Genomic DNA, 15,141 nt, shown 5'->3' with positions numbered 1-15,141 from the left:
GGAGGCTGGCAATATCATGTATTACAGTTATTATGACTACTCGCCATATGACATGCGCCAAAACACAAGAATCATTTCAGATCTTGAAAAAGCAATCAATGGTGAATATTCTGCGATCCAATGCTACGAAAAACTTGCCCAAAGAGCAAAAACTCCTGAGGCAAAAAAAATCATTCAAGAAATACGCCAGGATGAAGTCAGACACTATCAACTATTTTCAAAGCTATATTATTCTTTAACAGGTAAAAACCACAAACCAAGCATAACAGAACCTTGTCCAGATCAATTTAGAGAAGGGCTTCTTTTCGCATTTAAAGATGAACAAAGAACGGTCGATTTTTACTTAACGATATCAGATTATGTCCGGGATCAAGGAACAAAAGAGCTGATGAAACGTATCGCTCAAGATGAACAGCAGCATGCTGTATGGTTTTTATATCTTTTAACGCACCATGTGTCTTAGATAGTCCTATTTTAATAGGAGATCGTATGTTCCGTCAAAAAATGAAATTGTCTTTTTATTCATTCAATCTATAAAATAAAGGAAGGATTCTCAGCAAACCTCTCATCTCTTTCACTTTTTCAAACATGAAAACGACAATTTGATAAAAAAAACTCCTTTGCCACAAATAGCAGAAGGAGTTTTTTTCATGATCGCTTAATGAAATTTTGCTTCATTGCTTTGCTGCTGATGTTTTAGCATCCCATCAATGGACAGCATCTTACTGCCGCTAAGTGTTAAATAAAGCGCCATGACAAGCAGCGATAGTTCAAATTCATAACCGCCCACAAATCCTTTAGAAAAACCAACCGTCATAATCGCCACAGCCATAATGGGTACAAATAAGGCTGCGAAAATACGTGTTCCTAGACCTAAAATCAAGGCGATACCACCGACCAGTTCAATTGTCTTCACAATATAGGCCATAAATTCCGGTATACCGATTTGTCCAAAGAATGCCGCTGTTCCTCCCAGACCTCCTTGATATGCCTGAAGTCCGTGTAGAAAGAAGATGATACCTAAAATAACACGTACGAAAAGTGTTCCTATTTCTTGATTTGTTTTCATATAGTGATTTCCTCCTGTTTTTACACTACATAATGTAATGTTAATAAGTAAAAAAAATTAGTAATTTAGATTAAGCATAATGATTAAGGCCACCATGAGAATCGTTGATGTGACAATGGGAATGATGGGTACATTGAAAGGAATATTGTATGTTGGGTTTAAGATCTTCTGTATTCTTAAATTCAATGCCCGATCTCCAAAGGATACCGCAAACTTCGTTTGTTTTTGAAACTGCGTTCTCTTTTTAATCAGTTTCACAAGGGCTTGCCCTACTCCAAGCTCAGTGCCTGTCTGCCGAATCGCGTAGTCATCTGCGATCACTTCACGAAAAACGGAATAGCTTTGTCTCATATGCTTTAACACTGGAATGTACCAAATCACTTTTGTAAGCATTGAGAATGTGAAGGCCTTTAAAGGATCGTAGCTGTATTTGTGGTGCAATTCATGATGAACAACAGCATCAATTTCCTCTTCATCCAGCATGTCCATGAGAGACGTTGATAAGTAGACCTTTGGGTGAAGCATCCCCATGGCAAAAGCAAGCGGTTCATGACAATGAAATACAATGATGTCGTTTGCATACTTCTCAGATAAAGATTCGGTCGACTGGTGATCGACTGCAAGCATCAGATTTTGCTTGAATTGAATGTACGTTTTGATTTGTTTCGTCATATAGAAAATCGCAAATCCCAACGTGTAGAGGACTAAAGCATCAAGGAAATATTTCAAAGGAGTGAATCCATAGAATTCGAGAACAGACTGGCATACATGAATCAGATTATATGCTTGATTCCAGCCAAAAAAGCTTGAAAGCACGTAATACCCCATCTGATAAAAAATCGTTAAACCAATCAATATACCGCCTAAAAATAGCAGACTCGATTTCATTTTATTCATTTTGCTGCTCCTCTTTTTTGGATGCCAGCCTTGCTTCAAGCACTTTGAGTAATTCAGGGTCAGCACTTTCAATTGCATCCACCATATGATTCACTGCCAGTGGACCAAAATCGTCCATCAGCCCTTGCGTAATCCATTTTGTCTGCTCATTTAGAAATTCTTCTTTTGTTAAAATGGGATTATAAATAGATGAACGCCCTTTTGTTTTCTTCTCCACAATTCCCTTTTCGGTTAAGCGGTTCAGCACAGTCATCACCGTGTTGAAATTAATCGGCTTTTCATCTGACAGCTTCTGCTGCACTTCTTTAATCGGCATATCCTCACCTTGATAAAGGATCTCCATAATTCTTCCCTCTAAAGGACCGAAAAAACGATTCAATCCCTTTTCATTATATTTAAATGAAGGAATTTTCATGTAATCACCTCACACTAAGGATTGTAGTGTAATTGAAAATGATAGTCAACTGATAACTAAAATAGGGGAAAATCGTTGTATATTGTTTTTGTTTTTGGTAAAAATTATATCTTCACTTTTATCAAGAAGCTATCTTGCTCTTGATAAGATAATCTTATGAAAAAGGTAAAAAAATTCGTATTTTATTTATAAAGACTTTTGTATTATAGTAGAGATAACAACATTTCACTTACTGAACAAATTTATAGGAAGAAGGTTTACATGTGATGAAACAAGGAAACAGCCTTCGAACCGATCTCATTTTGATCGCGATAAGCGGTTTAGGTGGATTTCTTTTGTCTTTAACAGGAATGTCTATTGGCTGGATGGTCGGTACATTAATCACAGCTGCCTTTATTGCCATGCGACGTCCCACCCTGTTTCAGCGTAAAGGAAACAACACCTTGCGTATTCACAGCAGATGGCTACTCCTTGGTCAATTCATTCTCGGAATCGAACTCGGACAGAAAATGAACATGAAAGTTCTTCATATTTTCGCTGAACATTGGCTCCCTGTGAGTTTCATGCTCGTTTTTTCTATTCTACTGGCGATGCTCTCTGGCTTTGCCTTATGGAAGCTGAGTAAAACAGATATGCTGACCAGCTTTGTCGGAACAGCCCCAGGCGGTTTATCTGCTATGCCAGGGATTGCCCAAGAGGTTGGAGCAAATACAGCCGTTGTCAGTCTCGTACAAACAACACGTGTATTAATGGTGGTACTCACCATCCCATTTACGGTGTTCTATTTAAATACAAAAAATCCAGCGGATGCAGCTGCAGGCGTGCAAGGGAGCGCCTTTTCATCAGGCGTTTTCACCCTGTCAAATATCTCGTGGACTGCTGCACTTATTTTAGGTGCCTGGCTTATATCACGCCTCGCGGTTCGGCTTCATTTCCCTGCCCCTTGGCTGATTGGCAGCATGTTAGGAGTTGCAGCTCTTCAAGTAGGTGCAGGTGCGCTCATAGGTCATGATTTGATTCCTTATTGGCCAGCACAAGCGAATATCGCATCACAGGTATTTCTCGGTGCAACCATCGGTTCAAAAATGAATAAACAGATGTTTGTCGGGCTAAAAAACACGTTAATTGTAGCCGTCGTCAGCTCAGCAGGATTGATTGCTGCAACGGTTCTCAGTTCAATTGCCATTGCAGAGGTCACAGGCATTTCTGTCATTACAGCCATTCTTGCCTTTTCGCCTGGCGGTATTGCAGAAATGGCAACAACAGCAGTCACACTCCATGAGGACTCAACCTTTGTAGTAGCTGTACAAGTCGTTAGAATCATTCTTGTCATTGCGATGCTGCCACCGTTTTTTCGATTCTTACATCATGTCTGGGCAAAAAGACATCCTGAATATAAAGCCGCAAAATAAAAAAAGAGACGCTTTGCATATGCAGAGCGTCTCTTCTTTTATTCATCCTGATTTCTTTTGACACCAACTACTTGATCCTTTGAAATCGTTCCAAAATGCCGGCTGTCGAAGCTATGTATTCGGTTATCTCCGATTACGAAGTAATGGTTTTTTTTGATTTTATCTTGTCCTGTGATGGCTTTCAGCTGAAAATCTCCTGTCAGGACATTCCCCATTTTATGTTTTTTCTGCTCTTTTAAATAGGGTTCTTTCCATTTTTCCCCATTAACAAATAACTGATCATCTACATACTTGATCGATTCTCCTGGGAGCCCAATGACCCTTTTGATCAAAATTTGATTTTTGGGGCCGTGAAATAACACATAATCAAACCGGCTAATTTTCGTGAGTTTTGGCGAGAACTTGTTGATTAATAATTCTGTTCCATCTGTAAATGTGGGGTCCATACTAACCCCTTCTACTTTATACTTCACAAACATGAAATTCTTTACCTGGAACAATAAGACGATGCATGTAATAATCATCAACCATAGCAATGGCTTCTTTTTCATTAAGAGCCTCCTTTGTCCTCACGCTTGCTCATTCGAATATTCAACCTATTTTCTACTCTCTTTCCAACATACCATAATAAAACGATAACTAGAACCGCAAAAACACTTCTTAACGGATTCTTTACTAAAGCAGAAAGATCATAACCGATAAAACTAATGATAAAGAGCATGACACACTTACCAGCTAAAGCAGCTAATGAAAATTGCCACATGCTAATTCTTGATAAGCCTGCGACAACATTGACAGCCGCAGAAGGTGTAAAAGGAAAGCAGAGTAAAATAAATAACGGACCAAATCCCCGCTTCTCCACCCAAAGCATTAATTTCTTAATGGAAGGGTGTCTGCTGATAAAGTTCAGCATTCTCATCTGTCCAAATTTTCTGATCAGTAAAAAGACAAGAATAGAACCTGCACTTGCACCGATCCAGGTTAATAAAAAGCCTTCCCAAAGGCCGAATGCATTCGCATTTGCCACCGCAAACGCCACGAGTGGTAAAAACGGAAGAAATGCTTCAATCAGAGGAAGCAATATAGCGACAATTGGTCCAAAGGCCTTGTAGCTTTCAAAAAATGATGTGATATTTTCATGAGTAAATAGAGAAAGAAATGATGTCAACTTGTTTGACTCCTTCAAGGTTTGTCTACATTTCATTTTACATGGAAAACATAAAAATATACAAATGAATACCACTCGCCCCCTTGAGATTGTTTGACTCATTCGATATAATAAATAAGAACGTTTGTTCTATTTTTAAAGAAAGCAGGCTTGGACATGACGAGACTATCAAGAATACAGCTTCAGATGATGGAACAGGCCATCTTTCTCCCAATGGTCATCTCCATCCTCAATCGTGATCTGACACACTTAAAACAACATCAAACATTTAAATTAAATGAACCATACATTCAGCTTGTGACCTCCGTGTTAAAGGAAGCACAGAAAGCACTTTACGAACTGAAGCAGCATTTACGTAAAGAAAACATGAAGGTACAGCAAATTGAACACGATGAAGGATTTACAACGTATCTATTTATCATAAATGGCTATGAAGAAAAGCATAAATACTTTAATCCGCGTATACGTCACCGGGTAGAGGAACTGCTGACTGGATATTTTCTGCATCAAGCAAATTAACTTCTTGCTGAAATGCGGCGTGGTACCCATTCAAAGAAAAAAGCCTGCCGCGGCGGCAGGCTCCTTCTTATTTATGATAATTCAAGCTGTTTTCTCAGCTCTGTTCTAACTTCTTCTAATCCTGGTCCATCTAACTCAAAGTAATACACATTCCCAGGCTGATAATCATGGCCCTTTAGCTGAATCGTATCCACTGATTTCAATGAGCTCAGTAATGGAAAAAGACCGATGAACTGCTTCATGGAAAGATTGGTTGAGACATTATCACCAAGCGTATCAATGATGTTGTCATATGACGGGATCGAAGAAATCGATTTAGATTTTTCGAAGATGGCTTGAAGTGCCTCCATTTGGCGTTTTCCGCGCATGAGGTCACTGTCTGCTTTTCTCGTTCTCACAAAGGCTAAAGCTTCTTCACCATTTAACGTATGTGTTCCTGTTTGCACATGAACTTTCCCTTTTGAATCCTTTTCCATTTGTTTTGCGATGCCTTCATCTTTAATCGTTACGTCAATTCCATTTAGCTCATCCACAATGTCTTGAAACGCCTTAAAGTTCCCTGAAATCACATAGTCTACAGGAATGTTCAACAAGTTTTCGACCGTTTTGACTGACAAATCTGCACTCCCAAACGCATGGGCGTGAGCAATTTTATCATATCCTCTCCCCGGTATATCCACATAAGCATCACGAGGAATACTGAGAAGTTTAATGGTTTTGTCTGTTCGATTCACCGCCGCCAGTAAGACCGCATCACTTCTTGCTTCGTCTACCGTTTCACCTGGACGGCTGTCAATTCCAAGCAGCAGCACCGAAAAGCTGTCCTTTCCTGGATCAAAAGCTTTCACACGCTTTTGCGAGGTGTCTCCTCTTTCTAATGATACTTGCGCCTTATTCGACGCTTTTGAAATTTTATAGTATGCGTATCCAGTCACGGACACCGCCATCACCATGACAAATGCCATGATAAACAGCACGGCTTTTACCCAAGGCCTTAGTCTTCTTTTTGATCTTTTTTCCTTCATCCTTTCCGAACCCTCACTCTATCTTAGTCTATCAATGTAGGTTCCACTATAACATATTTTGATGAAAGTTTCCTGCATGCAACATATTTTTATGAATCCACAATAAAAAAGCCGCTCAAGATGAGCAGCTTTCGTCCATTATTTTTGGCTAATTCCTTGTTTTACTTCATCAATCATGGCAGTGAATGATTCAAGACCGCCGCCAGATAAATACCACATGTCAGAGTTCAAATACACCACATGATTGTTTTTGACTGCTTTCACTGATTTCACATAATCATTTTCAACAAGCTGTTTCGCAGACGTTTCTTCTCCGATCGCTGCGCCTCGGTCAACGACAAATAGATAATCTGGGTTCGTTTTGACCATGTATTCATACGAAATGCTTTGTCCGTGTTTATCAGATGGCTCAAGCTTTTGATCTGCCGGTGTGATACCAAACACATCGTGGATGAGACCGTATCTTGACTTAGGACCAAAGGCTGTCATTTTGCTGTCGTTCGCCATGATTACCAGTCCATTTTTCTTTAACTCTTTTGCTTCTTTCTTTAAAGCATCCACTTTTTGATCAATAGCAGCAAGTTCTTCTTTGACTTTGTCTTCTTTATCAAAAATCTTGCCTAAAGTTGTGGCATTCTTTTTAAATGATTCCATATAATTGGCATTGTCTACATCCATATAAATCGTAGGGGCAATTTCAGAAAATTCATCGAATGCATCTGCTTGACGGTGCTGGATAATGATTAAATCCGGCTTGATTTCTGCAATTTTTTCAAAGTTCGGCTCTTTTAATCCGCCGACATTTTCATATTTGTCTCCTTCATATTTAGATAAATATTTAGGCACCACTTGTTTCGGTAAAGCTGTTACATTCACACCTAGTTTGTCTAGCGTATCAAGGCTTCCCATATCAAACACAACCACTTTTTTCGGGTTTTTCTTGATCTTTACACCATCTTTATTCAGCATGTCTTTTACCGTCACAGTTTCTTCTTTAATTCCTTCTGTTTTTCCTTGATTTCCGCAGGCAGCGAGTACCACGATCGCTGTTAATACAGTCATCATCCATATCCATTTTTTCATACGTGATCACCTCTTTATTTTTTAAGAAAAATATAAGCAAATACGCTCACCGCGAATAACTTCAATCGGTATGCGCATGTCATAAATTTGTTCAAGTGCATCTGTTTGAATCACTTCGTCCACTCCACCTTCTTTAATAACCTGTCCATCTTTTAAGGCGACGATATGATCGGAATACACAGAAGCAAAGTTAATATCATGAAGAACCACAACAATTGTTTTCCCAAGATCTTTGACGAGCTGCTGAAAGAGCTTCATCATCTCGACAGAATGATTCATATCCAAATTGTTTAAAGGCTCATCTAAGAAAATATAATCTGTATCCTGCGCCAGCACCATTGCAATAAAGGCTCTTTGTCTTTGTCCACCGCTCAGTTCATCTACATATTGATGCTGGATATCAGCAAGCTTCATGTATTGGAGGGACACATCGATCATCTTCTCATCCTCTTTAGTCAGACGGCCCTGTGAGTAAGGGAAACGGCCAAAACTGACAAGCTCCCGAACGGTCAGCCGCACATTCATATGATTGGCCTGCTTTAAAATACTCATCTTCTTCGCAAGTTCCTGCGGAGGGTATGCGCTATATGGGTTGTCTTCTAAATAAGCTGCACCTGAGTCTGGCTGAATCAGCCGGCTCATAATGGATAAAAGCGTGCTTTTCCCCGCACCATTCGGACCAATGAGAGAGGTCAGCTGTCCCTTTTTCACACTGATTGTTGTGTCGTGAAGCACTGTTTTTCCGTTATACGTCTTACTGACGCCCTTCATCAAGACCATGAACGACTCTCCTTTAACAGTAAATAAATAAAATACAGTCCGCCGACTAAATCAATCAACACACTAAGCGGCGTTTGAAAAGTAAATACCTTTTCTACAAGAAATTCCCCGCCTACAAGGGCAATCACACTAATAAAAAAAGAGCCTAATAGCAAGTATGTATGCCGGTATGTCCGAAAAAGCTCTCGTGCGACGTTTACGACGAGTAAGCCGAGGAACGTAATCGGTCCGACAAGTGCCGTTGCGATAGACACAAGGACAGCTATTACGATCAGCATCTTTTTTGTGACACTGTCGTAGTCAATGCCTAGATTCACCGCATGCTCCTTACCAAGAGACATGACATCTAATTTGGAGCGGAATGTCCAAATGTACACACACAGCGCCGTAAATAAAACAGAAGCAATCAGTAAGATGTCCGTGTTCATGTGATTAAAGCTTGCAAAGGATTTATCCTGTACGACTTGATATTCATTCGGATCGATCAGCATTTCCATAAACGAAGAAAGACTTTTGAACAATGTCCCAAACACAATTCCAACAAGCAGAAGCAAGAAAATATGTTTATTTTTGCGTTTGAACATGACTGTATACAGCAGCACAGAAAATAGAATCATCAGCCCAACGCAAAGGAAAAAATTAAAATTCTTATTGACGATCATTAAATGAGTCGACCCAAACACATAAATAATCGCTGTTTGCAAAAACAAGTACAGTGCGTCTAAACCCAATATGCTCGGCGTTAAGATTCGATTGTTGGTCAAAGTTTGGAAAACAACAGATGAAAAGGCAATCGCGCCTCCCGTTAATGTCATCGCAAGCACTTTCTTTAAACGACTTGGGACTGTGTACGGCCAGTACCCCATTTGAAAGGTAATAAAAATTACGATCAACACGGCTGCAATGGCTGCAATCAGGCATAATATACGTTTCTTATGCATAGCGTTTCCTCCTTAATAACATGTACAGGAAGATCGCACTTCCGATGATGCCTACCATGAGTCCAACTGATATTTCATATGGATAAATGATCACCCTTCCGAGCAAATCACAAATCAGAACAAAAATAGCTCCTAGTAAAGCTGTATGCGGGAGGCTTTTTTTCAAGTGATCGCCGCGGTAGATCGATACAATATTCGGAATGATTAATCCAAGGAATGGCAGCATTCCGACAGTTAAAATGGTGACAGACGTAATCATTGAAACGATCACCAAACCAACCGCCATCACACGTTTATACGTTAAACCTAAGTTAACGGCAAAGCTCTCGCCCATGCCTGCCACTGTAAAGCGGTCAGCATATAAATACGCAATGATCAATAGTGGAACGCTCACATAGAGCAGTTCATAACGCCCTTGGACAATAAGAGAAAAATCCCCTTGAAGCCATGCGGATACGTTTTGGATCAAATCATATTTATAGGCTATAAACGTAGATATTGAACTGACAATCCCCCCAAACATTAAGCCGACTAATGGTACATAAATCGTATCGTTCACCTTAATATGCCGCAGGATTTTTAAGAAAAGAAGATTCCCAGCTAAAGTAAATAGAAACGCAATCCCCATTTTCATAAGCGGATTCGCTTGTGTAAAAACAAGCATTGCTACTAAAATACCAAGCTTTGCCCAATCCATCGTTCCTGCAGTGGTTGGTGATACAAATTTATTCCTCGTCATGCTTTGCATAATAAAGCCGCATAAACTAAGGCTCATACCAGCAAGCACAATACTCACGAGACGCGGGAGGCGGCTTGAAACTAACGTGTGCACTTGTTCATCTGTTAAATGAAACAGCTGTAAAATGGACAGATCCTGTACACCGACAAACAGAGATATACATGCCAAACATACAAATAACAAACTTAATTGATACAATTTCATACAAGTTTCTCACTTTCTATCAAGCTCTATCCGCCACAAATGATTATCATTATCAATTAAGCGACAGTTCATATATTATCACATCTAGTGAAATATTCAATAGCGGTATGAAAAAGACGCAAACTCAAAAAAACAGCCTGCGGCAGCGGCTGCTTTTTTCATCATGATTGAATAGTCAATTGAAATTGTCCCTTCAATTCCTCTTCTGCTTCTTGAAATAACTGACGCAAGCTCTCAGCATAATCACCAAGAGCGTGTTTGCTCGTTTGAAAATTCACCCATGTCAGCTCTACTGGAAGAGTCACCTCTCCTGTCAAACAGTCCCAAAGGGCATCAAGATTTTTTCCGTAATAGTCAGGAAGGTGTAAAACTGTTTTTAGCTGGTCATGAAGCTCTTCTTGCGACCTGCATGCTGCACCGTCAAGCTGCACTTTTTTCATGTTCATCTTCCCCTCTCCTCTCTATATTTTAAACGAATTGGAGGAGAAAGAGAAAGATGGACATCTTACTTTTGTTACTGCCCGGCACCTGAGATTAATAGAATGAGACAGGCAGCAAAAGCAGCTGGTGTTGGCTTGAAAGCAATCGAAGGGATTACTGCTAGGATTCGCCTGTACGGACGAAAGCATGATTCAAGAAGGCGTTCGCCGTTTAAAGAAAATCCTTCACATCTAAAAAAGCCTGGAAGGTTGGGACTGACCCCCGTTTTTGAGACAGGGATCAAAACACCTTTATAAAACAGCCAGTTGCCGAAACTCTTTTGGTGACTGGCTGTTTAATTTCAATTGAATTCGGATATTGTTATAATAATCAATATACTCCCTGACCGTTTTTTCTACAATGGCTGTTGTAGTGTTTGTCAGGTGGTGGAGATAGAATCCTTCTGTTTTTAAACTGGAGTGGAAGGATTCTATGGGGGCATTATCAGCGGGCATTCCCTTCCGGGACATGCTCATGGTAATGCTTTTTTCCTTTATCTCCTTTTGATAAGCATAAGAAGTGTAGACCGAACCTTGATCACTATGAAGTACGCAGCCTTTAGGTAATGTCTGTAACTGCTTCAATGTATCTAAAACAAGAGAAACATCCTGTTTATCACCAATCGTATAAGCCACAATCTCACTAGTATACAAATCCTTTATGCTGGATAGATAAAGTGGTTTTTGACCAAATGGCAAATACGTTATATCTGTCACCAGTTTTTCAAGTGGCTTTGTCGCAGTAAAATCCTGTTTTAAGTGATTTTCTGCAATATAGTAAGGTTGACCAGTCTGTTTACGCTTTTTTATTTTCACACGACACTGTAAACCGTAGGTTTGCATAATGCGTTGTACTGTCTTATGATTTATTCTCCTTTCTTTTCGCAGTAGGGCCGTTATTTTACGATAACCGTACGTATATTGGTGTGACTCACAAAGCGACGATATGAGGTCAATTAACACTTGCTGTTTTGGCAGGAGATCTTGTTTTTTCCAACGATAAAATGTTGATCTTGCGAGCTCAAACATCTGACAGAATGCACTTACACTTACTGTGTCTTTTACCGCATCATAAATCGACACGAATGCTTCTTTTTTCACTTCCTTTCCCATTCTATATACTTTTTTAATAGGTCAATTTGTTGCTTTAAATAAAGATTTTCTGTTTTCAACTTCTCGTTCTCATTTTGATATTCTGGTCCTTTCCCGTAGGTATACTGCTTTCCAACTGGTTGATGAAATCGATGGATTTCACCCTCGCGATACCATTTCATCCACGTTTTCACTTGTGTTCTATTCTTAATTCCTAACTTGTCCATGATTTCTTTTGTCGGGATTCCAGCTAACCTCATTTGAACGGCCTCTTCTTTTACACTAATCGGATAACTAACTCTTTTTCCCATACAAAAAACACCTCCAAATTGTTTTCAGATATGCTATACCCGATTTTTCAATTTAAAGGTGTTTTTATTTGTCTCACTTTATGGGGTCAGTCCCGTTTACTTCCAAGCTTTTTTAGGATGATTGCTGAATTTGACCTACTTCTTCAATAAATGCGGCTGTTTGCTGCAAGCCATCCTGAAAATGATGGGTAGCGGAAATAAACAGCTTTTCTTGATCGGGATGCTTCAAGAGCTTTTCCACCTTACTGATCCCTTTTTCAAAGGAAGCAAGTCCTGTCTTTAATTGTTGATCGGCCTTTTGATAAGCGGCTGGAACTTCTTGATGATCCAGCCCTTTTTGAATCACACGATCAAATGCTTTCGTCGCTTCTGTCAATTTTTTATTTGTTTGGATCTTTCCATGTCCATCTGAGATAAACTGATCGGTCATATTTTCATATGCTTTATTTAACTCATCCATATAAGACTGCACCCATTGTTCATAAGCAGCTTCTTTTGTGTCTTGCTTTGAAGGCGGCTGACCTGCTTGCTGACAGGCTGCTAGTAATGTCAAAGTTAGGATAAATAGTAGCACCAAATGTGATTGTTTTTTCATACAGAGCCTCCATTTCTTCATCCCATTCGTTCATATCGGTCAAATATAAGCATCCTTTACCACATAAGATTTCTTTTATTGTAACAGACAAGCTCTTATCACTTCTGTGATTTATGAGTAAATAGATGAAAATACGTCAAAGGATCCACATTTCCCTGTCATTTCCCAATACAACCAATAGACGACGAGACATACGTATTTGGTTTCAATGAATTCATCTTTATGATGCAGCAGCGTCTTTTTACATTGCATTCATGCTTGATAAGAGATCCAGCGGCTGCTCTGCCGCTGGCTTTTGACTAATATTTGTTACGAAGCTCCCTTAATATAAAATCGTATACGAGATTGAGCTGCTGTTCCTTTGGATACAGCATAAATTCTTGTTTCTTCGGAAGACCGCCATCAAGACGATCTTGAAATTTCGTTCGGAGATATGCTGTCCGGTGCACCTGACTCTCAAATGATTTATATGAGACATCAAGTTTGACGGTTTGCTCATTTGTAAAGGTGACCACCGTGTCTCCGAGGGATGATTCTTGGAAGGTATGAATGTATTTGTGGGAGATCCAGCCGCACTGAGGACGGTTGGATGAATAAGTTGGGAAGAAATACAGATGATTGGATGAGTCAATCACAATTGGGGGTTTGTGAGAAATTCCTGTTACTTCGTATGTTCCCGCCTTTCTGCCTGCATAGCTTGAGCCGAAGAATCTGCAGCTGCGTTCAATAATTTGCAGGGGCTTTAATTCAACGTAAAAGCTTGTCTCTCTTTCTATGACTTTTGAATATACTCTTTTTCCTTCTTCAACTGGAAGGACCGCCATTGTTGCTTGATTAATGACGTATGAATCTAAAGGTGTTTCACTAATTCCTGACACTTCATTTCCTCCTGTGTTAATATTTGGTTATTTAAGATACTATTAATCTATCACCAACATATAAGAAACGACAGGATTTTTTCAAAATTTATTAAAAATCATCTTTTTATCATATTTTTTAGTCCATTCGATCTATCGAAAAGCCATTTTTAAAGATATATCACATCCTGTCGATTGGACAAGAGGTGTCGATTCTGCTCAAAAATAAATTGTCTAAAAATTATAAATTCTTGTTGATTTTTTCTCCGCCAATCCATATACTATAAAAAAGGCATCGGGGGGATTCTTTATGAAAGAGAAAAAAACGTATGCTGAGCTCATGAAGTCCCGCAACACCCAAAAAACCGAAGAAAACGGCGTCACCATTTTAGACATCTATATTCAAATGGTTTTAGATGAGGCGCTTTATAAACAGCGCTTAACCTTCCTAAGAGAAGAGATTGATAAGGCACTGGATCAGCGTGATGAAAAGCGATTCAATGACCTGTCAGCTCAATATGCAGAACACTGCTTACATCAATCATGATGATTTTACTTGCGGCAGAGAGACAGCAACTCGTCTCTTTACCGCAAGTTTTTTGTTTATCCATTTAAAATGGTCCCGCCATTCACATGCAGCATTTGTCCATTCATATAAGATGAGTCTTCGCTCGCTAAAAATAAATAACTTGGCGCAAGCTCTACTGGCTCACCAGGACGTTCCATTGGGACATCTCCGCCAAATTCAGAGACTTCTTTTTCCGTAAAGGTTGAGGGAATCAGCGGTGTCCAAATAGGACCGGGAGCTACTCCATTCACTCTAATCCCTTGTTTAATGAGCGATAAGGATAATGATCTCGTAAAGGTTACGACCGCCCCTTTTGTGGATGAATAATCGATCAATGTTTCATGCCCTTTATAGGCGGTGACAGAGGCTGTATTAATGATACTGCTTCCTTTTTTTAAATGAGGAAGAACAGCCTTTGTTAAATAAAACATGGCAAAAATATTCGTTTGAAACGTCCGAAGAAGCTGATGCGAGGTAATTTGCTCAATGCTTTTTTGCGGATGCTGTTCCCCGGCGTTATTCACCAAAATATCAATGGAACCGAAGGCATCTTTTGTTTTTTTGACGACCTCATTTGAAAAAGCCTCATCCCCTAAATCACCTGCAATTAAGATGACACGGCCTCCCGCTTTCTCAATATAGTCCTTCGTTTCCTCAGCGTCACGATGTTCACTTAAGTAAACAATGGCGACATTGGCACCTTCTTTCGCAAATAAAACAGAAACTGCTCTTCCAATCCCGCTGTCTCCACCTGTCACAATGGCTGTTTTTCCTGCTAACTTTTTATCCTGCACCTCACGATCAAAGACAGGTCTAGGATTCATTTTATATTCAAGACCCGGACGTTCATTTTGGTGCTGAGGCGGCAATGTTTTCTTCGGCTGCTTTGTTGACACGTTAGTCCACTCCTTCCTTTTATCTTGTTTATTTTTATGTGCTGGCGGCTTTTTTATGTATGGCGCCCTTGTTTCCTTTCAGATGTATGAT

At 39.7% G+C, this 15,141-nt stretch carries 19 protein-coding genes; 4 read left to right on the top strand and 15 right to left on the bottom strand.

Going from position 1 to position 15,141, the window contains the following annotated elements; genetic code table 11:
• Positions 1 to 16: 16 nt before the first annotated feature.
• Positions 17 to 463, top strand: coding sequence for a ferritin-like domain-containing protein (locus MHH61_RS14170; protein ID WP_024425498.1), 447 nt, complete (start codon positions 17 to 19; stop codon positions 461 to 463).
• A 195-nt stretch (positions 464 to 658) separates the two neighbouring features.
• On the opposite strand, the gene MHH61_RS14165 is transcribed toward MHH61_RS14170, so the two are convergent.
• The 3 genes from MHH61_RS14165 to MHH61_RS14155 are packed head-to-tail and all read right to left on the bottom strand — an operon-like array spanning position 659 to position 2,381.
• On the bottom strand, positions 659 to 1,069 hold the full coding sequence (locus tag MHH61_RS14165; protein ID WP_024425497.1) for a DoxX family protein: 411 nt from the start codon (positions 1,067 to 1,069) through the stop codon (positions 659 to 661).
• Positions 1,070 to 1,126: 57 nt separating this feature from the next.
• Complete coding sequence (locus MHH61_RS14160; RefSeq protein ID WP_024426535.1) at positions 1,127 to 1,966, bottom strand: M56 family metallopeptidase; 840 nt, start codon at positions 1,964 to 1,966, stop codon at positions 1,127 to 1,129.
• Positions 1,959 to 2,381: a BlaI/MecI/CopY family transcriptional regulator gene (locus tag MHH61_RS14155; protein ID WP_024425495.1), complete on the bottom strand. Its 423-nt coding sequence runs from the start codon at positions 2,379 to 2,381 to the stop codon at positions 1,959 to 1,961. The genes MHH61_RS14160 and MHH61_RS14155 overlap by 8 nt, the downstream gene beginning before the upstream one ends.
• Before the next feature lie 266 nt (positions 2,382 to 2,647).
• Here MHH61_RS14155 and MHH61_RS14150 point away from each other — a divergent pair, with 266 nt between their 5' ends.
• Positions 2,648 to 3,793, top strand: a complete 1,146-nt coding sequence (locus MHH61_RS14150; protein WP_024426536.1) for an AbrB family transcriptional regulator — start codon at positions 2,648 to 2,650, stop codon at positions 3,791 to 3,793.
• A gap of 38 nt (positions 3,794 to 3,831) precedes the next feature.
• Here the strand turns inward: MHH61_RS14150 and lepB are convergent, their stop codons facing one another.
• Entirely contained in the window at positions 3,832 to 4,344 is a 513-nt protein-coding gene (gene lepB / locus MHH61_RS14145) for a signal peptidase I (protein ID WP_024425493.1), read from the bottom strand.
• Entirely contained in the window at positions 4,344 to 4,961 is a 618-nt protein-coding gene (locus MHH61_RS14140; RefSeq protein WP_024425492.1) for a TVP38/TMEM64 family protein, read from the bottom strand. Before MHH61_RS14140 ends, lepB begins: the two co-directional genes overlap by 1 nt.
• A gap of 156 nt (positions 4,962 to 5,117) precedes the next feature.
• Between MHH61_RS14140 and MHH61_RS14135 the strand changes: the two genes are divergently transcribed.
• Positions 5,118 to 5,480: a hypothetical protein gene (locus MHH61_RS14135; protein ID WP_024425491.1), complete on the top strand. Its 363-nt coding sequence runs from the start codon at positions 5,118 to 5,120 to the stop codon at positions 5,478 to 5,480.
• A gap of 71 nt (positions 5,481 to 5,551) precedes the next feature.
• On the opposite strand, the gene MHH61_RS14130 is transcribed toward MHH61_RS14135, so the two are convergent.
• From MHH61_RS14130 to MHH61_RS14090, 9 genes are all read right to left on the bottom strand, one after another.
• Complete coding sequence (locus MHH61_RS14130; RefSeq protein WP_024425490.1) at positions 5,552 to 6,505, bottom strand: LCP family protein; 954 nt, start codon at positions 6,503 to 6,505, stop codon at positions 5,552 to 5,554.
• A 138-nt stretch (positions 6,506 to 6,643) separates the two neighbouring features.
• Positions 6,644 to 7,588, bottom strand: a complete 945-nt coding sequence (locus tag MHH61_RS14125) for a siderophore ABC transporter substrate-binding protein (protein ID WP_025093359.1) — start codon at positions 7,586 to 7,588, stop codon at positions 6,644 to 6,646.
• A gap of 21 nt (positions 7,589 to 7,609) precedes the next feature.
• Positions 7,610 to 8,368 (bottom strand): ABC transporter ATP-binding protein, encoded by a 759-nt coding sequence (locus MHH61_RS14120; RefSeq protein ID WP_024425488.1) that lies wholly within the window; start codon positions 8,366 to 8,368, stop codon positions 7,610 to 7,612.
• Positions 8,359 to 9,309 carry an iron chelate uptake ABC transporter family permease subunit gene (locus tag MHH61_RS14115; protein WP_056766094.1) on the bottom strand — a complete coding sequence of 317 codons (951 nt, stop codon included), beginning with the start codon at positions 9,307 to 9,309 and terminating at the stop codon, positions 8,359 to 8,361. Before MHH61_RS14115 ends, MHH61_RS14120 begins: the two co-directional genes overlap by 10 nt.
• Positions 9,302 to 10,252: an ABC transporter permease gene (locus MHH61_RS14110; RefSeq protein ID WP_125586549.1), complete on the bottom strand. Its 951-nt coding sequence runs from the start codon at positions 10,250 to 10,252 to the stop codon at positions 9,302 to 9,304. The genes MHH61_RS14115 and MHH61_RS14110 overlap by 8 nt, the downstream gene beginning before the upstream one ends.
• A 161-nt stretch (positions 10,253 to 10,413) precedes the next feature.
• Positions 10,414 to 10,692: a barstar family protein gene (locus tag MHH61_RS14105; RefSeq protein ID WP_125586557.1), complete on the bottom strand. Its 279-nt coding sequence runs from the start codon at positions 10,690 to 10,692 to the stop codon at positions 10,414 to 10,416.
• Between the two features lie 291 nt (positions 10,693 to 10,983).
• A protein-coding gene (locus MHH61_RS14100; RefSeq protein ID WP_125587610.1) for an IS3 family transposase occupies positions 10,984 to 12,134 on the bottom strand; the annotation gives its coding sequence in 2 pieces (ribosomal slippage) (positions 10,984 to 11,864 and positions 11,864 to 12,134; 1,152 coding nt in all).
• 112 nt (positions 12,135 to 12,246) lie between these two features.
• Entirely contained in the window at positions 12,247 to 12,729 is a 483-nt protein-coding gene (locus MHH61_RS14095; RefSeq protein WP_024425482.1) for a hypothetical protein, read from the bottom strand.
• A 299-nt stretch (positions 12,730 to 13,028) separates the two neighbouring features.
• Positions 13,029 to 13,607 carry a competence protein ComK gene (locus tag MHH61_RS14090; RefSeq protein ID WP_125587308.1) on the bottom strand — a complete coding sequence of 193 codons (579 nt, stop codon included), beginning with the start codon at positions 13,605 to 13,607 and terminating at the stop codon, positions 13,029 to 13,031.
• Positions 13,608 to 13,896: 289 nt separating this feature from the next.
• Here MHH61_RS14090 and MHH61_RS14085 point away from each other — a divergent pair, with 289 nt between their 5' ends.
• Positions 13,897 to 14,133: an IDEAL domain-containing protein gene (locus MHH61_RS14085; protein WP_008348804.1), complete on the top strand. Its 237-nt coding sequence runs from the start codon at positions 13,897 to 13,899 to the stop codon at positions 14,131 to 14,133.
• 56 nt (positions 14,134 to 14,189) lie between these two features.
• Here MHH61_RS14085 and MHH61_RS14080 read toward each other — a convergent pair whose 3' ends face one another.
• Positions 14,190 to 15,050, bottom strand: a complete 861-nt coding sequence (locus MHH61_RS14080) for an SDR family oxidoreductase (protein WP_024425480.1) — start codon at positions 15,048 to 15,050, stop codon at positions 14,190 to 14,192.
• Positions 15,051 to 15,141 lie beyond the last annotated feature (91 nt).

This window comes from Bacillus sp. FSL K6-3154 (genome assembly GCF_040869395.1).
Classification (GTDB): Bacteria; Bacillota; Bacilli; order Bacillales; family Bacillaceae; genus Bacillus; species Bacillus safensis.
Note: the sequence above shows the minus strand (reverse complement) of the source record. Positions and strands in the feature narration are given on the sequence as shown.